General features: G+C 70.5%; 24 protein-coding genes. 9 read left to right on the top strand and 15 right to left on the bottom strand.

Translation table 11 applies throughout. The annotated features are described in order from the left end of the window. Positions 1-138: 138 nt before the first annotated feature. The 9 genes from AB0J91_RS07370 to AB0J91_RS07410 form a co-directional block, all read right to left on the bottom strand. Positions 139-936, bottom strand: a complete 798-nt coding sequence (locus AB0J91_RS07370; protein ID WP_363865084.1) for an SDR family oxidoreductase — start codon at positions 934-936, stop codon at positions 139-141. A gap of 386 nt (positions 937-1,322) precedes the next feature. After that, positions 1,323-1,493: a hypothetical protein gene (locus AB0J91_RS07375; protein ID WP_363865086.1), complete on the bottom strand. Its 171-nt coding sequence runs from the start codon at positions 1,491-1,493 to the stop codon at positions 1,323-1,325. Between the two features lie 54 nt (positions 1,494-1,547). After that, on the bottom strand, positions 1,548-2,426 hold the full coding sequence (locus AB0J91_RS07380) for a TIM barrel protein (protein ID WP_363865088.1): 879 nt from the start codon (positions 2,424-2,426) through the stop codon (positions 1,548-1,550). Next, positions 2,423-3,406 (bottom strand): Gfo/Idh/MocA family oxidoreductase, encoded by a 984-nt coding sequence (locus AB0J91_RS07385; RefSeq protein ID WP_363865090.1) that lies wholly within the window; start codon positions 3,404-3,406, stop codon positions 2,423-2,425. Before AB0J91_RS07385 ends, AB0J91_RS07380 begins: the two co-directional genes overlap by 4 nt. 205 nt (positions 3,407-3,611) lie before the next feature. Beyond that, complete coding sequence (locus tag AB0J91_RS07390; RefSeq protein WP_363865272.1) at positions 3,612-4,445, bottom strand: sugar phosphate isomerase/epimerase family protein; 834 nt, start codon at positions 4,443-4,445, stop codon at positions 3,612-3,614. 5 nt (positions 4,446-4,450) lie between these two features. Continuing rightward, positions 4,451-5,605, bottom strand: coding sequence for a dihydrodipicolinate synthase family protein (locus AB0J91_RS07395; RefSeq protein WP_363865092.1), 1,155 nt, complete (start codon positions 5,603-5,605; stop codon positions 4,451-4,453). Then, the gene (locus AB0J91_RS07400; protein ID WP_363865094.1) at positions 5,602-6,750 is read right to left on the bottom strand and encodes a Gfo/Idh/MocA family oxidoreductase; all 1,149 of its coding nucleotides are present in this window, start codon (positions 6,748-6,750) and stop codon (positions 5,602-5,604) included. The genes AB0J91_RS07395 and AB0J91_RS07400 overlap by 4 nt, the downstream gene beginning before the upstream one ends. A 72-nt stretch (positions 6,751-6,822) precedes the next feature. Next, a complete protein-coding gene (locus tag AB0J91_RS07405; protein ID WP_363865096.1) occupies positions 6,823-7,830 on the bottom strand; it encodes a LacI family DNA-binding transcriptional regulator in 1,008 nt (335 codons plus the stop codon). Between the two features lie 52 nt (positions 7,831-7,882). Further along, positions 7,883-9,250, bottom strand: coding sequence for an MFS transporter (locus AB0J91_RS07410; protein WP_363865098.1), 1,368 nt, complete (start codon positions 9,248-9,250; stop codon positions 7,883-7,885). A gap of 164 nt (positions 9,251-9,414) precedes the next feature. Between AB0J91_RS07410 and AB0J91_RS07415 the strand changes: the two genes are divergently transcribed. Both AB0J91_RS07415 and AB0J91_RS07420 read left to right on the top strand, forming a co-directional pair. Continuing rightward, on the top strand, positions 9,415-10,506 hold the full coding sequence (locus AB0J91_RS07415; protein ID WP_363865100.1) for a Gfo/Idh/MocA family oxidoreductase: 1,092 nt from the start codon (positions 9,415-9,417) through the stop codon (positions 10,504-10,506). Beyond that, positions 10,494-11,291, top strand: a complete 798-nt coding sequence (locus tag AB0J91_RS07420) for a PmoA family protein (RefSeq protein ID WP_363865102.1) — start codon at positions 10,494-10,496, stop codon at positions 11,289-11,291. The genes AB0J91_RS07415 and AB0J91_RS07420 overlap by 13 nt, the downstream gene beginning before the upstream one ends. 6 nt (positions 11,292-11,297) lie before the next feature. Here the strand turns inward: AB0J91_RS07420 and AB0J91_RS07425 are convergent, their stop codons facing one another. Then, a complete protein-coding gene (locus AB0J91_RS07425) occupies positions 11,298-12,005 on the bottom strand; it encodes a GntR family transcriptional regulator (protein ID WP_363865104.1) in 708 nt (235 codons plus the stop codon). A gap of 97 nt (positions 12,006-12,102) precedes the next feature. On the opposite strand from AB0J91_RS07425, the gene AB0J91_RS07430 reads away from it, so the two are divergent. Continuing rightward, entirely contained in the window at positions 12,103-13,434 is a 1,332-nt protein-coding gene (locus AB0J91_RS07430) for an MFS transporter (RefSeq protein ID WP_363865106.1), read from the top strand. Beyond that, a complete protein-coding gene (locus tag AB0J91_RS07435; protein WP_363865108.1) occupies positions 13,431-14,447 on the top strand; it encodes an L-idonate 5-dehydrogenase in 1,017 nt (338 codons plus the stop codon). Before AB0J91_RS07430 ends, AB0J91_RS07435 begins: the two co-directional genes overlap by 4 nt. A gap of 23 nt (positions 14,448-14,470) precedes the next feature. Here AB0J91_RS07435 and AB0J91_RS07440 read toward each other — a convergent pair whose 3' ends face one another. Continuing rightward, entirely contained in the window at positions 14,471-15,349 is an 879-nt protein-coding gene (locus AB0J91_RS07440) for a LysR family transcriptional regulator (RefSeq protein WP_363865110.1), read from the bottom strand. 98 nt (positions 15,350-15,447) lie between these two features. Here AB0J91_RS07440 and AB0J91_RS07445 point away from each other — a divergent pair, with 98 nt between their 5' ends. Genes AB0J91_RS07445 through AB0J91_RS07455 form a run of 3 tightly spaced genes read left to right on the top strand, consistent with a single transcriptional unit; the run spans position 15,448 to position 18,244 of the window. Then, the gene (locus AB0J91_RS07445) at positions 15,448-16,887 is read left to right on the top strand and encodes a form I ribulose bisphosphate carboxylase large subunit (RefSeq protein ID WP_363865112.1); all 1,440 of its coding nucleotides are present in this window, start codon (positions 15,448-15,450) and stop codon (positions 16,885-16,887) included. An 11-nt stretch (positions 16,888-16,898) separates the two neighbouring features. Then, positions 16,899-17,321 (top strand): ribulose bisphosphate carboxylase small subunit, encoded by a 423-nt coding sequence (locus tag AB0J91_RS07450; RefSeq protein WP_363865114.1) that lies wholly within the window; start codon positions 16,899-16,901, stop codon positions 17,319-17,321. Next, positions 17,318-18,244, top strand: a complete 927-nt coding sequence (locus AB0J91_RS07455; RefSeq protein ID WP_363865116.1) for an AAA family ATPase — start codon at positions 17,318-17,320, stop codon at positions 18,242-18,244. The genes AB0J91_RS07450 and AB0J91_RS07455 overlap by 4 nt, the downstream gene beginning before the upstream one ends. A 108-nt stretch (positions 18,245-18,352) precedes the next feature. Here the strand turns inward: AB0J91_RS07455 and AB0J91_RS07460 are convergent, their stop codons facing one another. The 4 genes from AB0J91_RS07460 to AB0J91_RS07475 form a co-directional block, all read right to left on the bottom strand. After that, positions 18,353-19,549, bottom strand: a complete 1,197-nt coding sequence (locus AB0J91_RS07460; protein ID WP_363865118.1) for a GAF domain-containing sensor histidine kinase — start codon at positions 19,547-19,549, stop codon at positions 18,353-18,355. Further along, positions 19,546-20,211, bottom strand: a complete 666-nt coding sequence (locus AB0J91_RS07465) for a response regulator transcription factor (protein ID WP_363865120.1) — start codon at positions 20,209-20,211, stop codon at positions 19,546-19,548. The genes AB0J91_RS07460 and AB0J91_RS07465 overlap by 4 nt, the downstream gene beginning before the upstream one ends. Before the next feature lie 51 nt (positions 20,212-20,262). Further along, positions 20,263-21,174 (bottom strand): LysR family transcriptional regulator, encoded by a 912-nt coding sequence (locus AB0J91_RS07470; RefSeq protein ID WP_363865122.1) that lies wholly within the window; start codon positions 21,172-21,174, stop codon positions 20,263-20,265. A 76-nt stretch (positions 21,175-21,250) separates the two neighbouring features. Beyond that, positions 21,251-22,195 carry a phosphoribulokinase gene (locus AB0J91_RS07475; RefSeq protein ID WP_363865124.1) on the bottom strand — a complete coding sequence of 315 codons (945 nt, stop codon included), beginning with the start codon at positions 22,193-22,195 and terminating at the stop codon, positions 21,251-21,253. A 373-nt stretch (positions 22,196-22,568) separates the two neighbouring features. Here AB0J91_RS07475 and AB0J91_RS07480 point away from each other — a divergent pair, with 373 nt between their 5' ends. Both AB0J91_RS07480 and pqqA read left to right on the top strand, forming a co-directional pair. Continuing rightward, positions 22,569-23,990, top strand: a complete 1,422-nt coding sequence (locus AB0J91_RS07480; RefSeq protein ID WP_363865126.1) for a LytTR family transcriptional regulator DNA-binding domain-containing protein — start codon at positions 22,569-22,571, stop codon at positions 23,988-23,990. Positions 23,991-24,167: 177 nt separating this feature from the next. Next, on the top strand, positions 24,168-24,242 hold the full coding sequence (pqqA, locus tag AB0J91_RS07485; RefSeq protein ID WP_132679065.1) for a pyrroloquinoline quinone precursor peptide PqqA: 75 nt from the start codon (positions 24,168-24,170) through the stop codon (positions 24,240-24,242).

The raw sequence follows: 24,242 nt of genomic DNA on the forward strand, positions 1-24,242 counted from the left end.
CGTGCGAACACCGCGGCCCCCGTCCCTGCACCCACCTCGAAATTACCGCCGGGTGCTCACCCCGGATACCGCATGCCGGGTGGCGTTCGCGGCGCGCGGCAGGGGGCGGTTCTGGTCCAGACTCGGACCTAAACCGCCTCAGGCCTCGACGTCCGGGATCGGCAGCGGCATGTTCGGCGCGACCAGCCCGCCGTCCACCGCCAGGACCTGGCCGGTGACGTAGGAGGAGGCGGGGGAGGAGAGGTAGAGGATCGCTGCGGCGATGTCCTCCGGAGCGCCGATCCGGCGCAGCGGGGTGTGGCTCTCCAGCGTCGCCTTCATCTCCGGGTCGGCGGCCACGACCTCCAGCGCCTCGGTGAGGATCGCGCCGGGGGCGACGGCGTTGACGCGGATGCGCGGGTTGAGGTCCGCGGCCATCATCCGCACCGCGTGATCGAGCGACGCCTTGGCCGCGCCGTAGGCGAGGTAGCCGCGCCCGACGAGGTGCCCGGTGCTGCTGGAGACCATCACCACGGTCGCCGCGTCCGACTTGACCAGGTGCGGAACGGCCTCGCGCACCAGGCGAACTCCGTGCACGACGTTGTTCTCGAAGGACTTCCGCAGCGCCTCGTCGTGGGTGTTGGCGAACGGCCGGGGCATCGACCCGCCGGTCACGCTCACCACGACGTCGATGCGGCTCAGCTCCTCGGCTACCCGGGCCACCGCACCCGCCACGGCGTCGGCGTCCCCGGCGTCGGTGGGGATCGCCACCGCGCGTCGCCCCAGCTCGCGGATCTGCTGGGCCACCGCCTCGATCTGGTCGGGCGTGCGCGACAGGACCGCCACGTCCGCGCCGGCCTCGGCCAGCGCCAACGCCGTGGCGGCCCCGATCCCGCGCCCGGCCCCGGACACCAACGCGACCCGGCCATCGAGCCGGAACAGCGGCAACGTCGCCAACTTCGCCTCCTCACCTCGACCACCCCCGGATTTCAGTGGAAACCCGACACCCGATTTCAGTGGAACCCGACACCCGACTTCAGTGGGAATCAGGTACCGGATTTCAGTGGAAACCGGGTACCTGGTTTCAGTGGAAGTCCGACGTCTGGCTTCAGTGGAAATCGGGGACAAGCAAGTGCTTGGTAGGGTATCGGGTTGGGGTGGGGTTGGCCAGGGTCGGTCGGATTCGAGTTCGCGGGTGAGGGTTTCGAGCTCCGCGCCGCCGGCCATCTGGTGGGTGAGGTGGTCGAGGGTGACGTCCTGCTCCTCGTGGCTGCCGAGGCTCCGTCCTCGCGTGAGCAGCAGGACGCGGTCGCCGAGCGGGTAGGCGTGGTGGGGGTGGGTGATCAGCACGTCGCCCGATCCCAGGTCGCGGGCTCGGGCGACGTGCGCGCGCTGTCGCAGCGCTGGGCGAGCGTCTCGACCCCGGCCTGGTGGATCACGCACAGGAGCTCGTGCTTGCCCGCCTGCGAGAACCGCTGCCCGGCAGCGGGCCGGACGCCTTGGGGCCGGTGCACCCGGCCAGCGCCAGCGCTCCGATCAGGAGCACTGGCAGCATCTGCGGTGCGGGTTCATCGGCCTGCCCGGATCCGGGAGAACACCTCGTCCAGGTGGACCAGGCTGCGCGCGGTGTCGCGCCGGGGGCCGCAGTCGTCGGAATCCGGCCCCAGCGCGGTGTCCTGCTCCAGCACGTACCAGCCGTGGTAGCCGGCCGCGTGCACCGAGCGGACCATCGCCTCGGTGTCCACGTCACCGTCCCCGAGCGGCACGAACAGGCCGCGCGCGACGGCATCGGCGAAACCCACGCGCCCGGCGCGGACCTCGGCGGCCAGATCGGCTCGGACGTCCTTGAGGTGGATGTGCCCGATGCGCGCGGGATGCCGCTCGGCCAGCGCGACCGGATCCGTCCCGCCGACCAGCAGGTGCCCGGTGTCCAGGCACAGCGGCATCGGGGAGTCGGCGAGGAAGCGTTCGACCTCGGCTTCGGTCTCCACGTGCGTGCCGACGTGCGGGTGCATCGCGACCCGCAGTCCCTCGGCGGTGACGACCTCGGTGATGCGGCGGCAGGTGTCGATGAGCGTCGCCCACCGCGCGTCGTCGAGCGGCGGTCGTTCGTCGTAACCGTCGAACCCGGTGGCCGCGGCGAGCACCACGATCTCGCCGCCACCGGCGGCGATCTTCTTCGCCGTCGCGCACGCTTCGGCGACGCTGCCCTCGGCCGCGGACGCGTCGTGCAGCGGGACGGCGAGGAAGCCGCCGACCAGCTCCAGCCCGTTCCTGCCGATGATGGTCGGCGGATCCGGCAGGTATCCGGGTGGTCCGAGCTCGGTGGCGTGCACGCCCAGCCCGGCCATCTCGGAGAGGACCCGCTCGGGTTCGAGAATCCGGCCCCAGCCGGGGACTTCGCTCACGCCCCAGGAGATCGGCGCGGCTGCGACCTTGAACGTCATGCGCCCACCTCCACCGGCTTGCCGACGCGCAGCGACTCCTCGCACGCCTCCGCCAGGCGCAGGCTGACCAGCGCCTCCCTCGGGGGCGACGGGTTCTCGGCCCGACCGGTGATGACGTCGAGGAACACGCGGGTCTCCCGCAGGTAGGCGTCGTGGTAGCGCTCGGTGAAGGACGTCCACGGCCGCTGCGGACCGGCGCCCGAGACGGTGTTGAGCGGGGTGCGCTCGTCGAGTCCGACGCTGAGCGTGTCGCGCGAGGCGAAGACCTCCAGGCGGCAGTCGTAGCCCACCGGGTCGTGCCGGGCTGCCGAGAGCAGCGCGTGCGCGCCACCGGCGAAGCGCAGCGACACCACCGCGTTGTCCACGTCGCCCACCTCCCGGAACGCCTCGTCGACCAGCACCGATCCGGAGGCGTAGACCTCGGTGACCGGTTCGCCGAGCAACCACGGAACCGCGTCGAGATCGTGGATCAGGCAGTCCCGGAACAACCCGCCCGAGGTGGCGACGAACTCCCTCGGCGGCGGCAGGTGATCGTTGCAGACCGCGCGCACCAGGTACACCGACCCGGCCGATCCGTCGCGCAGCCGCCGGTGCACCTCGGCGGTGTCGGGGTCGAAGCGGCGCTGGAACCCGACCAGCACCGGCACGCCGGAGCCCTCGATCTCGTCGACCAGCGCCGACATCGTGGAAAGGTCTGATGCCAGCGGTTTTTCGCACAGGACGGGTGTTCCGGCGGTGAGCGCCGCGCGCACCAGGTCGGGGTGCGTGCCGGTCGGGGTGGCGATCAGCACCCCATCGGCTGAGAGGAGTTCGTCCACAGTGGTCACCGCAGCGGCGGGCGGGCCGAGGTCGGTGGCGGCGGCCTCGGCCCTGCCCGGTGCCGGGTCGAAGAGCAGCAGTTGGTCGATTTCGTCGAGCGCGGCGAGATTCGTGGCGTGCATGGAGCCGATTCGACCGACCCCGGCTACTCCGATCTTCATCTCGGCGAGGGCCTCGATTCGTCTAGAGGGGAGCGCTGGTGCGGACCAATGCTGTGCGCTGCCTCACAACGATGTCAAGGGCCGTTCGCGCGAACCGGTTCCGCGACGTGCGTCCACTATGGACGAAAGATGACCGATGGCCTGGGCTGACAGGTGCTAATGTCAGAACAAAAGCGTGACGTGGGGTGATCTGATTCAGTGGACATCAGGTCAGATGCGGGAGGACGAGGTCGCCGTAGCGGGTGATCATGGTGGAGAGGACCTGGTCACCGGGCGAGTCCCAGACCTCGGCGTTGAAGATCTCCACCTCGACATCACCGGTGTACCCGGCGGCGCTGATCATCCTGGTGATCGAGGCGAAGTCGACGACTCCGTCGCCCATCATGCCCCGGGACAGCAGGGCGTCCCGGGCGATCGGGAGGTTGAAGTCGCAGACCTGGTAGGAGGCGATGCGGTTCTCGCGACCGGCGCGGGCGATGCCCTCGGCCAGCGCCGGGTCCCAGTGGACGTGGAAGGTGTCGACGACGACCGCCACCTGCTCCGCCGGGTGCGGTGCGGCGAGATCCAGGGCCTGGGCCAGGGTGGAGATGACCGCGCGGTCGGCGCAGTACATCGGGTGCAGCGGCTCCAGGACCAGCCGGACGCCGTGCTCGCGGGCGAACGGGACCAGGTCCGCGATCCGCTCGGCCACCCGCGCGCGGGCGCCCGCCAGATCCCGGTCGCCCTCCGGAAGGCCGCCCACGACCAGGATCAACGCGTCCGTGCCGAGCGCGGCGGCCTCCACGATCGCCGCCCGGTTGTCGGCCAGGGCCGCTCGCGCGCCGTCCTCGTCGGCGGCGGTGAGGAAACCTCCCCGGCACAGGCTCGACACCCGCAGCCCCGCATCGCGCACGAGCCTGGCCGACTCGGTCAGACCCTCCTCGGCGACCCGGTCGCGCCACAGGCCCACCGACGGGATGCCCGCGCGCACGGCACCGTCGACCGCCTCCCGCAGCGTCCACCGCTTCGTCGTCGCGATGTTCAACGACAACCTGGTCAGATCGTTCACCGCTGCACTCCGCTCACCACGAGGAACCCGCGCATCCGCTCTTCGGCTGCCTGCGGATCGACCAGCAGCCCCGCCCGGTCGGCGAGCCGGAACACCTCGGCCAGGTGCGGCACCGATCGGCTCGCGTGCAACCCGCCCGCCATCGTGAACCCGGGCTGGTGGCCGTTGAGCCACGACAGGAACGCGATACCGGTCTTGTAGTGGAAGGTCGGCGCCTCGAAGACGTGCCGGCCCAAATCCTTCGTGCTGTCCAAGATGGACTGCGCGGTCGCCGGATCATCGCGGTCCAGCGCCTGGATCGCCGCGGAGGCGGCCGGGTGGATGGCGGCGAAGATCCCCAGCAGCGCGTCGGAGAACTCCCCGCGCGAACCGACGATGAGATCCGGGTAGTTGAAGTCGTCCCCGGTGTAGAGCCGCACGCCCTCGGGCAGCTCCCGCCGCAGCGCGATCTCGTGATCGGCGTCCAGCAGCGAGACCTTCACCCCGTCGACCTTCTCCGGCCGGGCGCGGATGATCTCCAGGAACGCCTTCGTCGCCGCCGGCACGTCGTCGGCGCCCCAGTAGCCGCGCAGCGCCGGGTCGAACATCGGCCCCAGCCAGTGCAGGATCACCGGATCGTCTACCTCGTCCAGCAGCGACCCGTAGACCCACGCGTAGTCCTCGGTGGAGCGGGCCACCGCCGCCAGCGCGCGCGAGGCCATCAGGATCACCCGCGCGCCCGCACCCGCCACGACCTCCGCCTGCTCCCGGTAGGCGGCGAGCACCTCCGGCAGCGTCGGGGTTCCGCTGAGGTGGTCGGTGCCCGCGCCCGCCGCGATCATCCCGCCTACCGAACGGGCCTCGGCCGCCGAACGGCGCACCAGCTCGGCGGCTTCCCGCCAGCCGACCCCCATGCCGCGCTGCGCGGTGTCCATCGCCTCGGCGACACCGAGCCCGTAGGACCAGATCCGGTGCCGGTAGGACAGCGTCGCGTCCCAGTCGATGTCGGCGGGCGCGCCCGGCACGTTCTCGCCGAGGACTCGCGGAACCACGTGCGCCGCCGCGAACGCCGCCCGTGACCGCAGCGGGCCCTCGGGCTTCGGCCACTCGCGCGGCGCGCCCGTGGTGTGCGCGACCATCCGGCCGTCGGAGCGGGGGAGCAGCAGGCTCACGGTGCCACCTCGCCCAGCTCGACGCGACGGCCCTCGCGGGAGGACGTCAGCCCGGCCTCGGCCAACCGCACCCCGCGCGCGCCCGCGAGGAAGTCGTAGGGGTGGTCGCCGTCGTCGCACAGGTGCCGCAGGAACTGCTCCCACTGGGCCTTGAAGCCGTTGTCGAACTCCTGGTTGTCGGGCACCGGCGACCACTGCTGCCGGAACGGCGTGGCCTCCACCAGGTCCGGGTTCCACACCGGTTTGGGCGTGTGCGCCCGGTGCTGCGCCACGCACCGGTGCAGTCCCGCGACAGCGCTGCCGTGCGTGCCGTCGACGTGGAACTCCACCAGCTCGTCGCGGTGCACCCGCGTGGTCCACGACGAGTTGATCTGCGCGATCACCCCGCCCGCGAGCTCGAAGATCCCGTACGCGGCGTCGTCGGCGGTCGCCGCGTAGGGCTCGCCGCGCTCGTCCCAGCGCTGGGGGATGTGCGTGACGACCTTCGCCGTCACCGCTTCGACCCGGCCGAAGAGGTTCTCCAGCACGTAGTTCCAGTGCGGGAACATGTCGGTGGCGATGCCGCCGCCCTCTTCGGCGCGGTAGTTCCAGCTCGGCCGCTGCGCGGCCTGGACGTCGCCCTCGAACACCCAGTAGCCGAACTCGCCGCGCACCGACAGGACCCGGCCGAAGAAACCGGATTCGACCAGCCGGCGCAGCTTGAGCAGCCCCGGGAGGTACAGCTTGTCGTGCACGACACCGGTTTTCACTCCTGCTTCCCGTGCCAGGCGGGCCAGCCGCAGCGCGCCCTCGACGTCGTCGGCGACCGGCTTCTCGGTGTAGACGTGCTTCCCGGCCTCCAGCGCGCGGGTGATGGCGGGCTCGCGGACCGAGGTCAGCTGGGCGTCGAAGTACAGCTCGTCCGGTCCGGCCAGCGCGGAATCGAGATCGGTGCTCCAGCGGTCGATGTCGTGGTTCTTGGCGATCTCCTGGAGCTTCTCCTCGTTGCGACCCACGAGGATCGGGTCCGGCACCACCCGGGTGCCGTCGGAGAGCTCGACCCCGCCCTGCTCCCGGATCGCCAGAACCGACCGGACCAGGTGCTGCCGGTATCCCATCCGCCCGGTGACGCCGTTCATGATGACGCCCAACCGTCGCTCGGCCATGCCGAACCCCCTCTATTTGGAAAGCGCTTACCAAAACCGTAGGCGGAAGCAGCAGCAGGACGCAAGAGGGTGTCAGCGCCGCGGAGTGCTCTCGCGGACGATGACCTCGCCGCGGACCTTGCGGCGACGCGGTTTCGCGGTGGGGGAGGCGAGCACGAGGTCCAGCGCCTCGCGCCCCATGTCGGTCAGCGGCAGGCGGACCGTGGTCAGCGCCGGGGTGACGTCCCGCAGGGTCGAGATGTCGTCGAACCCGGCCACCGCCAGGTCCCGCGGCACGTCCACGCCGCGCTCGCGGCAGGCTGCCATCGCGCCCATCGCCATCAGGTCGTTGATCGCGAAGACGCAGTCGACCTCGCCGCCGGAGTCCAGCAGCCGGTGCATCGCGCGGAAACCACCGTCGCGGCTGAACTCGTCGGCCACCACGACCGGCTCGCCCGAGGGCCAGCCCGCGGTGAACCCGTCCCGCCGATCGCGGGAGACCAGCAGGTGGTCCGGGCCGGTCAGGATCGCCGGCCTGCGGTAGCCGAGCGCGGCGATCTCGGCCGCCAGGTCCTGCGCGCCGCGGCGGTTCTCCACCACCACGGTGTCGACCTGCAGCTTCGGTTCGCTGATGGCCACCACGCGACCGCCCGATGCCACGAACGGATCGAGCTGGGAGGCCAGTTCCCGCAGGTGGGAGCGGTCGTTGGTGCGGCTTCCGGCCAGCACGATCGCGCGCCCGCGCTGCCGCCGCAGCGCCCCGAGCAGTTCGAGCTCCCGCTCGGGCCTGCCGGCCGTGCTGCACAGCATCACCAGCAGGCCCTGCTCCTCGGCCGCGCCGGCCAGACCAGCGGCGATGGTCGAGAAGTAGGGGTCGGAGATGTCGTTGACCAGCAGCCCGAGCAGGTCGGTGGAACCCCGCGCCATGGACTGCGCCTGGGCGTTCGGCGAGTAGCCGAGCCGGGTGGCGGCCCGCAGCACGCGGTCGTGCAGCTCGGCTCGGACCACCCGGTCGCTGCCGTTGAGAGCGCGCGAGGCCGTCGCGAGGGAGACGCCCGCCTCCTTGGCGACGTCGGTGAGGGTCGCTGCTCGTGCCGCCACGACGCTCCTTGTTCCTGGGGGGAATGCGTTTCCCCAGGATACCGTTCGGCCATCAGCGGGCCTCGGAGCGCAGCCGGTCGAACTCCTCGCGCGGCACCGGCACCGCGTCCTTCTCGCCCAACATCTCCAGCGGTACCCGGTGGGTCTCCCGCGCCGACCACGCGGCGAACGCGGCGATGACGTTGATGCCCAGGCACAGCCCGCCGACCACCAGCGGGACGTTCGCCGACCCCGGGGGAGCGGCGAGGGTGAAGATGCTGGGCAGGAACGCGGTGATGGTCAGGCCGACGTTCTGCGCGATGGCGAACCCGGTGACGCGGGTCCGCGCCGGGAACAGCTCCTGGTAGTAGGCGGCGAAGGTGGCGTTGCAGATCTGGTAGAAGATCCCCCAGGTCAGGATCGCCAGCACGATGGTCAGCACCACGTCACCGCGGCTGACCGACCACAGGTAGGCGAAGGACAGCACACCCGAACCGAGCGCACCGACGATCATCAGCGGCCGGCGGCCGAAGCGGTCCGACAGGCTCGCGAACCACGGGATGAACGGCAGCGCGACCAGGTTCGCCACCACCGGGATCCACAGGTAGACGGATTTGCTCATCTCGATGCCGTAGCCGGACTGCGTCGCGTAGGCCGCGCCGAACACCGACACCACCACGCCGATCACGTTGACCAGCGTCATGCAGATCGCTCGCAGCACGTCGGTGCCGCTCTCACGCATGACCTGCACGAACGGTGCCCGCACGGGCGCGTTCTCGGCCTTGGTGAAGACCTCGGTCTCCTCGACCCGGCGGCGGATCACGTAACCCGCGAAGACCACCACCGCGCTGAGCAGGAACGGGATTCGCCAGCCCCAGGAGTCGAACGCCTGGTCCGACAGCACCGCCGACAGCGGGAGGAACACGGCCGCGGCGATGATCTGCCCCGCCTGCGTTCCGTGCAGGCTGAAGCTGGTGTAGTAGCCGCGCCTCCCGAACGGCGCGTGCTCGGCGATCATCGCGCTCGCGCCGCTGAGCTCGCCGGCGACGGCGAAGCCCTGCACGAACCGCAGCAGGACCAGCAGGACCGGAGCCCACAGGCCCACCTGGTGGTAGGTCGGGAGCAGGGCGACGGCGAAGGTCGACAAGCCCATCAGCAGCATCGCCAGGACCAGCACGTTCTTCCGCCCGTGCCGGTCGCCGTAGTGCCCGAACAGGATCGCGCCGATGGGGCGCGCGACGTAGCCGACCGCGTAGGTCCCCAGCGAGGAAACCAGTGCCACGGTGGGGTTTCCGCCGGGGAAGAAGATGCTCGGGAAGATCAGCGCGGCGGCTTGGGCGTAGACGAACCAGTCGTAGTACTCGAGCGCGCTGCCGATCCATCCGCTGGCAGCGGCCCGGCGCGATCTGCTCCGGGAGTCGCTCGCTTGCTTTCCGCTCATGCGTGTTGCCACTTGTGCTCCCTCGGTACTCCGTTGTCCCGATCAGCCGGTAAGCGCTTTCCATCGAACAGCGCTCGCCGGGCGGTGTCAACCACTCGGCGGCCTGTTGGAAGGCGCTTTCCGCATGGTTACCATGCGCTGGAGCCGAGGACTTGCGAGGAAAGATGAGCGCTGCGACGACCGTCGTGCTGGCCGGGGTGCACGGGCACGGGCAATGGCACCTGCGCAACGTCGAGAGGATGCCCGACGTCGAGTTGGTCGGCATCTGCGATTCCCGCCCTCCGGAGATCGACCTCGGTGTGCCGGTCGAGCCGGAACTGCCCGCGCTGCTGGAGAAGACCCGCCCGGGCGTGACGATCGTGTGCACCCCGATCCACACCCATTCCGCGTTGGCGCTGACCGCGGCGAGGGCGGGTTCGCACGTTCTGCTGGAGAAACCGCCGACGCCGACGCTCGCGGAGTTCGACGAGCTCGTGGCCTCGCTGGCGACCACGGATCGCGCGTGCCAGATCGGGTTCCAGAGCCTCGGTTCGCACGCGCTGTCCCGCGCGCGGGCGTTGCTGGCCGATGGGGCGATCGGGGAGCTGCGCGGGATCGGCGCGGCGGGCGCTTGGCAGCGCGACGCCGGCTACTACGGTCGTGCCCGCTGGGCCGGGCGCCGCACGCTGGACGGCGTGCCGGTGGTCGACGGCGCGCTGACCAACCCCTTCGCGCACGCGATCGCCAACGCCCTGGCCATCGACGGGGTTTCGGCGGACGAGGTGCCGCGCGAGCTGTCGGTGGAGCTGTGCCGGGCGAACCCGATCGAGGCCGACGACACCTCGTGCCTCCGGCTGGTGACCGCGCGCGGCACGCCGATCACGGTGGCCGTGACGCTGTGCGCGGATCGGGAAGTTGAGCCGTACCTGGTGATCCACGGCTCGAAGGGCCGGATCGTGCTGGAGTACAGGGAGAACCGGGTCCGGCTGGAAACGCCGGACCGGGTGGAGATCACCGAGCACGCGACGACCGACCTGCTTGCGAACCTCGTCGCCCACACCCGCCGCGGCGAACCGCTGCTGGTCCCTCCCGAGGCGGCCCGACCGTTCATGCGGATCCTCGAAGCGGTGCGGCTGGCGCCCGATCCGCGCGAGGTCCCCTGCTCCTACGACTCCTCCCGCGGCCTGCGGGTGATCCCGGGCGTGTCGGAAGCCGTTGTGCGGTCGGCTGATTCGTTGACGTTGTTGTCCGAAATGGATGTTCCGTGGCTGAAGTGATCCGGATCGGCGATGTCGTCGTCGCAGAGCGCCGCTCCGGTGCGGAGCTGCCCGCTCGGCTGGGGCCGCGTCCGCACCTGCACCCGATCCGCACCCTCGCCGGGCGGGTCGTCACCGACACGTGCCCGGAGGACCACCCGTGGCACCTCGGGTTCTCGGTGGCGCTGCAGGACGTGGACGGCTGGAACTTCTGGGGCGGTCCCACCTACGTCCGCGACGCGGGCTACGTGGACCTCGACGACCGAGGACGCATCGAGAGCACTGCGCTGACCTGGTCGGAAGCTGGTTTCGACGAGTCGTTGAGCTGGTGCACGCCTGCCGAGACTCTGCTCCGGGAATCCCGCCGGGTACGCGCCGATCCGGCGGTCCGCGGTTGGCGGCTCGACGTGACCACGACCCTGACCAACGCCACCACCCGTCCCGCGGCGCTGGGCAGCCCGGCGACCCACGGCCGCCCCGGAGCCGGCTACGGCGGCCTGTTCTGGCGCCTGCCTCCCGCGGTCGCGCCCCGGGTGTTCACCGCGCAGGGGGAGGGCGAGCAGACAACGCACGGATCGACGGCACCGTGGCTGGCCTGGACGGACCGGGACTTCACCCTCGTGTTCGCAGGCGACGACGACCCGTGGTTCGTGCGCGTCGACGACTACCCCGGAGTCGGCCTCCAGCTCGCCGGGGCCGACCCGGTCCGGCTCGCCCCCGGCGAATCACTGACCCGAAACCTGCGAGTCCTCATCACCGACGGAGTGCTCAGCCCGTCAGAAGCCGGAGCCTGGGCGAAGTCCTGACGCCGGTCACTGCCAGACGATGACGCTCTTGCGGACCGGGGTGGCGTCGTCTTCTGAGGCGAAGAGGTCGGGTTTGCGGTTGCGGAGGTGCTCGATGTCGGCGAAGACCGCGCGGAGGTGGGCGCGCATGGTGGCGCGGGCGCGGTCCAGGTCGTGGGCTCGGATGGCGTCGAGGATGTCGACGTGCTGGTCGGCGTAGACCTGCGGCGGGCTCGACTCGAGGCCGAGGCGTCGGGCGCGGTCGAGGTGGCCCTTGGCCGAGACGACCGTGGGCCAGGCGCGGTCGTGGCCGGACAGGCGCAGCAGTCCGCGGTGGAACTCCTCGTCGAGGGCGAAGAACTCCTCGACGTCGATCTCGGGTGAGCGCTGGCGGGCGAGGTTGTCGTCCAGCTCGGCAAGCAGCTCGGCGTCGAGGTCGGCCGGCATGTCCTCCAGGGCCGTGAGCTCGACGGCTTCGCGCAGGAACTGGGCGTCGGCGACCCGCTGCGGATCGACGCGGGAGACGAACGAGCCGATCTGCGGGAAGACCTGCACCAGGCCCTCTTCGGCGAGCAGGATCAGCCCCTCGCGCACCGGTGTGCGGCTCACGCCCAGGTCCGCGGCCAGGTCTTTCTCCGACAGCGCCTCGCCGGGCTTGAGCTCCAGGGTCAGCACCTTGCGCCGCAGCGTCTCGTAGATGACTCGGCGGTTGGAGCGCTTCCTGGATTCGGGCACGGGGTCAGACTAGACGAGGCTTGACCCGGCTGATCGGTCAGTGCTTGTATACCAGCACTGCCACATCAGTAGGCGGCGTGGAGCAAAGGAGCGCACGATGACGGACAGCACCCAGACGGCGGGTGGCGTGAGACGTTCTACTCGCGAGCTGAGCAAGGCCGCCGTGTCGGGTTGGCTGGGTACCGCGATGGAGTTCATGGACTTCCAGCTGTACTCGCTGGCGGCGGCCATCGTGTTCAACAAGATCTTCTTCCCCGACGTCAGCCCAGCGATCGGGCTGATCGCGGCGATGGCCACCTACGGCGTCGGCTACGTCGCGCGGCTCGTCGGAGCCTTCTACTTCGGGCGGATGGGCGACCGGATCGGTCGCAAGAAGGTCCTGTTCCTGACCATCACGATCATGGGCGCGTCCACCACGCTCATCGGCGTCCTGCCGCCGTACCAGACGATCGGCATCGCGGCGCCGATCCTGCTGGTGGCGTTGCGGCTGGTCCAGGGCTTCGGCGCGGGCGCCGAGATCGCCGGGGCGACGGTGATGCTCGTCGAGTACGCGCCGGTCAAGCGCCGCGGCCTGATCTCCTCGCTGGTGTCGCTGGGAACCAACTCGGGCACGCTGGCGGCCTCCGGACTGTGGGCGTTGCTGCTGCTGGTGCTCTCGGAGGAGCAGGTCATCGCCTGGGGCTGGCGGATCCCGTTCCTGCTGAGCTTCGTGCTGCTGCTGTTCGGCGTGTGGATGCGGTCGAACCTCAAGGAGAGCCCGGTCTTCGAGGAGCGCGACGAGGTCGAGCCGAAGGCCGAGGGCGCCATCGAGTCCGGGCTCAAGCAGCGCAAGGGCAGGGCGTTCCTGCTCTCGCTCGGGCTGCGCTTCGGCCAGGCGGGCAACTCCGGTCTCGTGCAGACCTTCCTCGTCGGCTACATAGCCTCCTCGCTGGCGGTGAGCCGATCGGTGCCGACCAACGCCATCGTCTACGGTTCGCTGCTGGGGTTCGCCACGATCCCGCTGGTGGGACTGCTCGGCGACCGCTTCGGCCGGCGCCCCGTCTACCTCGCGCTGAGCCTGCTGACCGCGATCATCGCGGTGCCGATGATGGCCACCATCGCCAGCGGGAGCACGGTGATGCTGACCATCGCGATGGTCCTCGGCCTCAACATCGGCGTGCTCGGCCTGTTCGCGGTGGAGAGCGTCACGATGGCCGAGCTGTTCGGTTCGCGCACCCGGTTCACCCAGCTGGCCGTGGCCAAGGAGATCGGCGGCACGCTGGCCACCGCGATCGGGCCGGTCATGGCGGCGAGCCTGACCGCGTGGACGCAGCACTGGTGGCCCATCGCCGCGATGCTCATCGTCTACTCGCTGATCACGCTGGTCTCCGCCTGGGTGTCACCCGAGACGCGTGGCCGCGACCTCGTCCGACTGGAGGACGCCCTGTGAAAGCCGTTGTCGTTCACGGAAGCCGCGACGTCCGCGTCGACGAGGTCCCGGACCCGGTTCCCGGTGAGGGCGAGGTGCTGCTGGCGCTGGAGTGGGGCGGGATCTGCGGATCCGACATCTCCTACTGGCGCCACGGCGGCACCGGCACGGCTGTCCTGCGCCACCCGATGATCCTCGGCCACGAGGTCGCCGGACGGGTGGCGGCTCTCGGGCCCGGGGTTTCCGGCGTGGAGCTCGGCCAGGCGGCGACCGCGCACCCGGCCGAGCTGGTCGGCGAGCACGCGTACCCGGAGGGGCGCAGCAACCTGCACCCGCACGTCCGCTACTTCGGTTCGGCGGCATTCGACCCGCACACCGACGGCGGGTTCAGCGAGTACCGGACGGTCCCGGTGGGGCAGCTGCGCCCGTTGCCGGACGGGGTGTCCACGCAGCAGGGCGCGCTCGCCGAGCCGCTCGGCGTCGCTCTGCACGCGGTGAACCGAGCCGGATCCCTGCGCGGCAGAACGGTTCTGGTCAACGGTGCCGGGCCGATCGGCGCGCTCGTCGTCGCCGCCGCGAAGCACCGGGGCGCGTCCGCCGTGGTCGCCGCGGACCTCGCCGCCTCCTCGCTGGAGATCGCCAAGCGCATGGGGGCGGACGAAACCCGCGATCTGTCAACGCAATCGCTGCCGGAGGACGTCGACATCGCCTTCGAAGCCTCCGGCGCGCCGGCCGCCATCGGCCCTGTGCTGCGCGCGACCGCACGCGGCGGAACCGTGGTCCAGGTCGGCAACCTCCCCGGCGAGCCCGCTCCGGCGGCGCTCGGCGACCTGGTGACCCGCGAGATCACCTGGATCGGCTCCTACCGCTTCGCGGACGAGATCACCGACGCCCTCACCGCCCTGGCCGGAGGTCTCGACATCACCCCGCTCATCACCCACACCTACCCCCTGACCCGAGCGGCAGAAGCCCTCGCGGTCGCCGCCGACCGAACCACGGGCAGCAGCAAGGTCCTGCTGCGCCTGAGCGAGTAACCCCCGGCCGCTCCGACTCACCGTCAGGGCGTTCGGAAGTGGGCTGTTGTTGTCAGGTGGTTCGTGAAGAGGGTTGTCGTGGGGGGTTGGGGGCCCGGGTTGGTGGTGAGGTGCCAGTCCCGCAGCAGGGGTGTGGCTTCGGTGGGGATCTCGGTGAGGTGTCCTTCGGCGAGGTGGCGGATCACCGCGTCCTTGGAGACGAGGGTGGTGCCCAGGCCGGAGACGGCTGATTCGATGACGGCCGTGTTGGAGCCGAGGGTGAGGGTCCGGGGCGGCGGGTCCAGTTCCAGCTGGGCGAGGAAGGATTCCGTGATCGCCCTCGTGCCGGAACCGGGTTCGCGCAGCAGCCACGTCTGAGCCGACAGCCAGGCGGGGGTCCCCCGGCCGGGTGTGCTGGCGACGACGATGAGTTCGTGCGGGCGGGTGGCGAGGACCTCGACCTCGCGGCCGGGCTCGGGTCGTCCGCCGAGGACCAGATCGACCTCGTGCCGCTCCAGCAGCCGGCGGACGTGCTCCCGGTTGCCGACCTCCAGGCGGACGCCCACGTGCGGGTGCTGCTCGCGGAAGCTGGCCAGCACACCGGGCAGGATCTGCTCCCCGGCGGTGGTCAGGGCGGCGATGCGGAGTTCGCCGCGTTCCGGGTCCGTTTCCGCGGCGGCGGCGGAGCGGGCCTGGTCGAGGAGCCCCAGGGCGGTGCGGGCGTGGTCGGCGTAGACCTCGCCCGCGCGGGTCAGCCGCAGGCCCCGCCCGTCGCGTTCCAGCAGCTGCAGGCCGAGGGACTTCTGCAGCGCGTTCAGCGCGGCCGACACCGCCGACTGGGTCACGAACATCTGGCGAGCGGCGGCGTGCACCGAGCCGGTGTCGGCGACGGCCAGGAACGTGCGCAGCTGCGTGAGCGTCATCATCAACCATTCACTTGAGAATCGCGGCGGGATTCTTGATAGACAGTTGCTCAATCTGCCGCCATCGTCAAACGCATCCACTCATCCGGGGAGGACGCATGGCAGCCGAGAACGAGCGTTGGGGCGCAGGGGTCATCCCCTACGCCGAGATGGGGTACTGGCAGCCCGACTACGAGCCCAAACCCAGTGACGTGCTCGCCGCGTTCCGGGTGACCCCGCAGGACGGGGTGCCGCCGGAGGAGGCCGGTGCTGCGGTGGCGGGGGAGTCGTCGACGGCGACCTGGACCGTGGTGTGGACCGACCGGCTCACGACCTACGAGCACTACCAGGGCAAGTGCTACCGGGTCGATCCGGTTCCCGGGCAGCCCGGACAGCACATCGCCTACATCGCCTACGACCTCGACCTGTTCGAGGAGGGCTCGATCGCGAACCTCACGTCGTCGATCATCGGCAACGTCTTCGGGTTCAAGGCGCTCAAAGCGCTGCGGCTGGAGGACATGCGGATCCCGCCGCACTACGCCAAGACCTTCCAGGGACCCGCGCACGGCATCGTGATGGAGCGGGAGTACCTGAACAAGTACGGGCGCCCGCTGCTGGGCGCGACCGTGAAGCCCAAGCTGGGGTTGTCCGCGCGCAACTACGGGCGGGTGGTGTTCGAGGCGTTGCGGGGTGGTCTCGACTTCACCAAGGACGACGAGAACATCAACTCCCAGCCGTTCATGCGCTGGCGGGACCGGTTCCTGTTCTGCATGGAGGGCGTCCACCGCGCCCAGGCCGAAACCGGCGAGATCAAAGGCCACTACCTCAACGTCACCGCCGCGACGATGGAGGACATGTACGAGCGGGCGGAGTTCGCCAAGGAGCTCGGCAGCGTCGTGGTGATGATCGACCTGACGGTCGGCTACACCGCGATCCAGTCGATGGCCAAGTGGGCGCGTGCCAACGGCGTCCTGCTGCACCTGCACCGCGCCGGGCACTCCACCTACACGCGGCAGAAGAACCACGGCGTGAGCTTCCGGGTCATCGCCAAGTGGATGCGGCTGGCCGGGGTCGACCACATCCACGCCGGAACGGTGGTCGGCAAGCTCGAAGGAGACCCGAACTCGGTCGCCGGGTTCTACGACGTGCTGCGGGTTAACAAGGCCGAACCGGATCCGCCCAAGGGCCTGTACTTCGAGCAGGACTGGGCGTCGATGCCGGGCGTCATGCCCGTCGCCTCCGGTGGCATCCACGCTGGCCAGATGCACCAGCTGCTGGATCACCTGGGCGAGGACGTGGTGCTGCAGTTCGGCGGCGGCACGATCGGGCACCCGATGGGCATCGCCGCTGGCGCCACCGCCAACCGGGTCGCGCTGGAGGCGATGATCAAGGCGCGCAACGAGGGCCGGGACTTCCTCGCCGAGGGACCCGACATCCTGCGCAAGGCGGCGCGGCACAGCCGCGAGCTCGACACCGCGCTGGCCCTGTGGGGTGATGTGAGCTTCGACTACGACTCCACCGACACCCCGGACGTCATCGACACCCCGACGCTGGTGTGAGGAGACCGGACATGCGCATCACCCAGGGAACCTTCTCCTACCTCCCGGAGCTGACCGACGACGAGATCCGGGCGCAGGCGCAGTACGCGCTGGACAACGGATGGCCGCTGTCGGTGGAGTTCACCGACGACCCGCACCCCCGCAACAACTACTGGGACATGTGGGGTCTGCCGATGTTCGACCTGGTCGACGCGGCCGGCGTGCTCTACGAGGTCAACGAGTGCCGCCGGGCGTACCCGCAGCACTACGTCCGGGTCAACGCCTACGACGCCTCGCTGGGCAGGCAGACCACGGCGCTGACGTTCCTGGTCAACCGCCCCTCCGAGGAGCCGGGATTCCGGCTCGACCGGCAGGAGGCGGCGGACCGGCGGCTGCGCTACAGCACCCACGCCTACGCGCTGGACCGCCCGAAGGGCGAGCGGTACTCGTCGTGAGCACCGCGACGAGGCCGGGTTTCGGCATGCGGCCCGGCGAAACCGATACGGAGGCAGGGGAAACCGCCCTCGCGCGAACCGAACGCGTGGATCTCGCGGCGGAGCGGGACGCGGCGGGCATCGACGAGCTGATGGCCTCGCTGGACGCGGAGCTGGTCGGCCTGCACGAGGTCAAGACCCGCATCCGCGAGGTGGCGTCGCTGCTGCTGGTGGATCGCGTGCGGCAGTGGTTCGGGGTGAGCTCGACGCGCCCGAACCTGCACATGTGCTTCACCGGCAACCCCGGCACCGGCAAGACGACCGTGGCGATGCGGATGGCCGGTCTGCTGCACCGCATCGGCTACCTCGAACGCGGACACCTGGTCGCCGTCACCCGCGACGACCTCGTCGGCCAGTACGTGGGCCACACCGCGCCGAAGACCAAGGAGGTGCTCAAGCGGGCGATGGGCGGAGTGCTGTTCATCGACGAGGCCTACTACCTCTACCGCGCCGAGAACGAACGCGACTACGGCCAGGAGTCCATCGAGATCCTGCTGCAGGTCATGGAGAACCAGCGCGAGGACGTCGTGGTGATCCTGGCGGGCTACGGCGACCGGATGGCTGAGTTCTTCCGCTCGAACCCGGGCATGAGCTCGCGCGTGGCCCACCACGTCGAGTTCGGCGACTACGACCTCGACGAGCTGAGATCCATCGCCGAGCTGATGTCCGAACAGGACGGTTACCGGCTGGGCGGCGAAGCGGTCGAGGTCCTGCGCGAAATGCTCGACGAGCAGCGCGCCCAGCCCCGCTTCGCCAACGCCAGGACGGTACGGAACATGTTGGAACGAGCCAGGTTGCGGCACGCGAGCCGCATCGTGGACACCCGCGACGACTGCGGCCTGGACGACCTAGTCCGCCTCGAACCGGTGGACTTCAAGCCCTAGGGGCTTTGAGAACGCGGCGGAGCTGCTGTTTCAGGTGTGGGACTCAGCCTGCACCCTCAGGTTCTGCTACTGGCACCGCCACGCAACGCAATTCCTACCCAACAAGCCCTAGGCCGAATCCTGGTGGGGTGGGACGGTCAGCGTGAGGGTCGTGCCGGAACCCGGGGTGCTGCGCACGTCGAGCGTGCCGCCGAGCAGGCGCGCGCGTTCGCGGAGGCCGGGCAGGCCGTGGCCGGTCGGGCCGGAGGTCGCGCGCAGCGTCGCCGGGTCGAACCCCACGCCGTCGTCGCTGACCTGCAGCACCACCCCGGCGGGCGTCGTGCTCAGCCGGATCACCGCGGTACCGGCCTGCGCGTGCTTCTGGACGTTCTGCAACGCCTCCTGGGCGCTGCGGTAGAGGGCGCTCTCCAGGAACTCCGGGACGTCGCAGACCCCGGCGTCGACGTGGACGTGCAGGTCGGCGATCCCGCGCGCGAGGCTCTGCAGGCTCGCCGTCAACCCGAGGTCGTCGAGCACCGGCGGGCGCAGGCCCGCGATCGCGTAGCGGGTCTCGTCCAGCGCCGCCCCGGCCAGGTCCTGCGCGGTGGCGATCTGCTGCTCGGCCCGCGCGGCGTCGTTGCCGACCAGGTCGCGGGCCGCCGAGAGGTGGAAGAACATGCTCACGATGCGCTGGCTGATGCCGTCGTGGATCTCGCCCGCGAGCCGCCGGCTCTCCGACTCCTGCAGCTGCACCATCCGCTCGGTGAAGCGCTCCAGCGCCTCCTCGCGGTCGGCCAGCCGCCGGTAGAGGCGCGCGTTCTCGATGGCGCCGGCGACCAGGCCGGCCAGGGAGCGCAGCAGCTCGACGTCGTCGCCGAACTCGCGGCGCCGCTTGCTGTGCAGGTTGAGCACGCCCACCAGGTGGCCCAGCCGCGTCAGGATCGGCACCGACACCATCGAGGTGAACTCCTCGCCGTGCAGCTCCGGGATGTACTTGTAGCGCGGGTCGGCCCGCTTGTCCTCCACGATCACCGCGGGCTCGCCGTGCTCGGCGACCCAGCCGGCCATGCCCTCGCCGACCGCCAGCTCCACCCGTCCGGCGAGCCGGTCGAACGGCGGGGTCGCGCCGCAGAGCCGCAGCCGCTGCCGGTCGTCGTCGAGCAGGTGCACGAAGCACACGTCGGTCGCGGTCATCTCGGTGATGATCGCCGCGACGTTCTGCACGATCTCGTCCAGGTCCAGCCGCGAGGAGATGGTCTCGACGATGCGCAGGAGCAGGTGGGCCTCCTGCTCGGCGTCGGCCATGCCCAGCGAGCTGCGCTTCACCGGTACACCCCTTCGCGCAGCGCGACCGCGATGGCACCGGCCCGGTCGCCGACCTCCAGCTTGCGGTACAGCCCTCGCAGGTGGGTCTTGACGGTCTCCTCGGTGATGAACAGCTTCGTCGCGATCGCCCGGTTCGACATGCCCGCCACCAGCAGCGACAGCACGTCGCTCTCGCGCTGGGTGATGCCCAGGTGCGCGCCGGGCCAGAACTCGCCGTTGCGGATCCGCGCCGCCGACTTCGCCACCCTGCTGGCCAGCGCCGGGTCGATGAGCACCTCGCCCTCGTGGATGCGCGTCAGGTACTCCACGAGTTCCGAACCGCGCACCCTCTTGAGCAGGAAGCCCGACGCGCCCAGCTGCAACGCCTGGTAGAGGTACTGCTCGTCGTCGTAGACGGTCAGGAACACCACCTTGCAGCCCGGTCGGTGCCCCAGGATCTCCCCGCACAGGTCCAGACCGCTGGATCCGCGCAACCGGATGTCGAGCAGCACGGCATCCGGTTCGTGCCGCACGATTTCGGTGACGGCCTGCGCCGGAGTGCCCGCCTCGCCGACGATCCGGACCCGTTCGGAGTGCGGTTCCAGCATCGCCTTGAGGCCGTCGAGCACCATCTGGTGGTCGTCGACGACCACCAGCCGCAACGGCTCCTCGACCTGGCCCATCGGAGAAGAGTACGCAGGCAACGGCATCTCCGGTAGGTGACGAGGTCCTGCTCAGGCCGGGGTGGTGGCGTCGAGGAGTTCGTCGAGGTCCACCCTCCGGGCGGTGTCGACGAACGCCCTGGCGAGGATGGGTTCGGGGTCGCGGTCGTGCAGGACCAGCCCGATCGTCTTGTTGATCTGCGGCTCCGTCAACGGGACCGCGCGCATGCCTTCCGGAACCCCGAAGCGCAGCAGCCACGAGTGGGGGAGCACGGTGGCCCACGGTCCCTCGCGCACGTGCGCGTAGAGCGCGCTGATGGAGTTCGTCTCCACCGCCGGTTGCGGCTTCGCCTGGGCCTGTTCGAACACCGAGTTGAGGATGCGGCGGTTCTGCATGTCCTCCGACAGCAGGCACAGCGGGTGGTCGGCGGCTTCCGCCCAGGTCGCCGATTCCCCGTCGTCGAGGTCCTCCTCGGCCGCCAGGAGAAGGTAGCGCTCGCTGTAGAGCGGAACGGTGCGGACGCCGGTCAGCGGCTCGTTGTCGATGTAGGTCACGCCGACGTCGAGCCCGTACTGCGAGAGACCCCGCTGGATCTCGATCGAGGTCATCGAGCTCACCTGCACCCGCACCCGGGGCTGGTCCTGGCACAGCAGCGAGGTCAGGATCGGCACCACGCACAGCGCCGTCGGGATGCACCCGATCCGCAGCCGCCCGCTGAGCCCTTCCCGCATCGCCCCGACGTCCTCGACCAGCGCGTCCCGCTCGGCGAGGATGCGGTAGGCCCACTTCAGGATCCGCTCGCCCTCCGGGGTGAAGCCGATGAACCGGTTCCCCCGCTGGATGATCTGGACGTGCAGCTCGGCTTCGAGCTTGCGGATCGCTGCGGACATGGCCGGTTGCGAGATGTAGCACGCCTCTGCGGCGCGGGCGAAGTGCTTCTCGCGCGCCAGGGTCGTCAGGTATTCCAGTTGCCGCAGGAGCATGCGCGCGATGCTAATCGTCCGGCCACGGCAACCGGGCACGCACGAGGAGTGGCGCGCGGAGTCCGGGGACGGATTCTCAGGCGCCGTCTCGGATGAGGTGGTGCAGCAGGATCAGCTGGGCGAGCCGCAGCGGTTCGTTGCGCCTGCCGTCGTCGAGCCTGCCGAGGCAGTCCGGCAGCGGGTCGGGCACGTCGAGGCCTTCCCAGATCGCCTTGGCGACCATCGTGCTCTCCTCGGGCGGGGCGTGGCCGTGGATGTGCAGGGCGTCGACAGGTCGTCCGTCGGTGTCGCGCTTGAGGGCCAGGTGCACGGCCTTGGTGGGGGCCTTGGCCAGGATCTCGGTGAAGTTGGGGTGCCGGATCGTCGGGCGCATCAGGATCGTCGCCGACAGCGGGGTGCCGGGCGGGTCGTCACGTCCCTCGATCGGGGCGAACGAGACGACGATGTCGGCCAGGTCCCGCTGCGGCCGGATGTATCGCGCGGACTCGGGTTCGCGGCGGCCCAGCTCGGCCTTGACCTGCTCGGCCCGGTAACCGCGCTTGGCGGTGTCGCGCTGGATCTTCCACGCGGCCCGCACGTTCTCGGGCGGGCCGAGGTAGACGGTGACGTCGAAGCACGCGCGGGTCAGCTTCGTGTGCAGCGGGAGCAGGCCTTCCACCAGCATGAACTCGTGCGGTTCGACCAGCACCGGCCGGGTCAGCTCACCGGCGGAGTGGTCGTAGACGGGCTTGAGGATGGGGCTGCCGGTGGCCAGCAGCCGCAGGTGCTGCTCCATGATCTCCACGTAGTTGCAGTCCGGGTGCAGCGGTGTGAAGGGCAGTTCCCTGCGCTCCCGGCGGTCGTAGCGGTGGTAGTCGTCGACGCACATCGAGGTGCTGCGCTGGGTCCCGAGAGCCTCGACGAGACCGCGGGTAAGGGTGGTCTTGCCCGCGGCGCTGTCGCCCGCGATGCCCAGCATCGTGGGGCGGGGGTTCGGTCGCTCGGCTCGGGCGCGGTGGATGCGCAGTTGCTTGTCGGGCACGAAGATCTCCCTCCGTCGGCGCTGTCCTCCGGCGCGCTGGGGTTCGAGCGGCCTGCCCTCGGCAAGCTGTCCGCTGCTCGGCGGCGAGTCCTCGACGTTACGGAGCGCGCCGGTTCCCGTCCTCCCCCCGGCGGGGGATGCGCGGCCGGGAAGCTCGGAATCGTGAAAGTTGATGTCCGGCGGGAGGATTCGGCGTTCGAGGAACGCCCGATCGGTGGGTTCTCCTCCGCGGGTTGACTAGATCAACCGCACTCGCGGTGACTGCTGCAAGTGGATGGCCGTCCTTGCCTCCGAACGTTAACGCCCATTAGCGTGATCGGGGTCACGATCCGCAGGGTCGATGACGGATGCGTCGTGCGACGAGGAGGTCGTGATGGCCGGCTTGGTCCCGCCGTTGGGAATCGCGTCGAGTGCACCTGGCGGAGATTCGCTGACCACTGCGTCGAAGGTCACCAGGGCGTGGGAGGCGTTCGCGACCGGGGAGGACATCACCTCCGACGTGCGGCCCGACATCCTCGCCTCCTGGTACCGCTGCCGCGATCAGTACGAAGTGGACCCCGCGCTCGACGCCGCTCCGCCGGCGCCCGGCTACCACGACCAAGGGCCGGACAACGACGTCATCTTCACCCAGCTCGGCGGGCTCGGCGCCCTGGCCGGGCGGGACGTCGAACTCGACGGCGGGGTCGTCGCGGTCACCGACGGCTCCGGGCGCATCCTCGGCACCTGGGGCGACCCGTCGGCCCGCCGCCGCGCGGAGATGTCCAACATGGCTCCCTGGTCGTCCTGGTCCGAGCAGTGCACCGGCACCAACGGGATGGGCACGTCCTTCGAGGTCGCCGGCCCGGTCACGGTCACCGGCGCCGAGCACTGGTGCGAGGGCTTCCACCAGTGGGCGTGCGCGGGCATCGCCATCCGCGACGTGGTGACCGGCTCGGCCATCGCCTCGATCAACATCTCCCGCTGGGGCGCGACGCTTTCCCCGGAGGTGCCGGGGTGGCTGCAGAAGGCCGCGTCCTGCATCGAGCAGGAGATCCACCGCAGGGCCGTCGGCGAGGCCAAGCGGGTGTGCGCGGCCTTCAAGCAGGAGCGCACCGACCACAGCGGCCCGCTGGTCGCCCTCGACCGGGGCGGTCAGGTCGTCGCGGCCAACGACGCCGCCCTGTCCATGCTCCGCCTTCCCGCCGACGCACCGGCCTCGCGCGGCGCGGTCGAACCCGCCGAGCGGTCCAGACCGGACATCGCCGAACTGTCCGATGTGGTGCGCTGGGCGGCGGGACGAGCAGCGCAGAATCCACAGTGGAGCGGATACGCCCAGCTGGGGGTGGCCGGTGACGGCGCCGTTCCCGCGACGCTGCGGCCGATCACGGAGGCCGACCGCGTGGTCGGGATGCTCTGCGCGTTCGGGCTGCAGGAAGGCGAGCCCTACGGCCGCGCCGGCGAGGGCGCGGCCGTGCCCATGCCGCCCCGGGTCATCGGCGTCCGCAACGACCGCCTGGTGCTGCTCGCACCCTCGGAGGTCCGCTACGCCGAAGCGGACCGCAACACCGTCTGGCTCAGCACCGACCGCGGCCGGATCCTGGCCGCCACCAGGGGTCTGGACCACGTAGACCAGGCGTTGAGCCGCCACGGCTTCCGCCGGGTGCACCGCCGCTTCCTGGTCAACCTCCGCCGGGTCGCCGAGGTCGAACGCGGCACCAAGGGCGAGCTGTTCCTCGTCACCGACCCCCGCGTGCCCGAGATCGTTCCGGTCTCCCGGCGCCACGCCCCGGAGATCCGCCGCCTGCTGGGCGTCTGACCGGCGCAACCGCGCTGCCGGACGACGGGATCGGGCGCAAGCTCGAGGTGCACCGCTCGTCGTCGCGGCAATGCCGTTCGTTGGGAGTTCCGCGCCGCCGGTCGGCGATCGGTTGTCACCGCAGCGACTGATCGCTGAGGCTGTGAACTGCTGGAACGCGGAACCGAGGAGGAAATCATGACCTGGGAGACCCCTGAGTACACGGTGATCGACGTCTGCGCCGAAGTCACCGGCTACCACCACCAGCGCTGA

The sequence above is a fragment of the Saccharopolyspora sp. NPDC049357 genome (genome assembly GCF_040677225.1).
GTDB lineage: Bacteria > Actinomycetota > Actinomycetes > Mycobacteriales > Pseudonocardiaceae > Saccharopolyspora.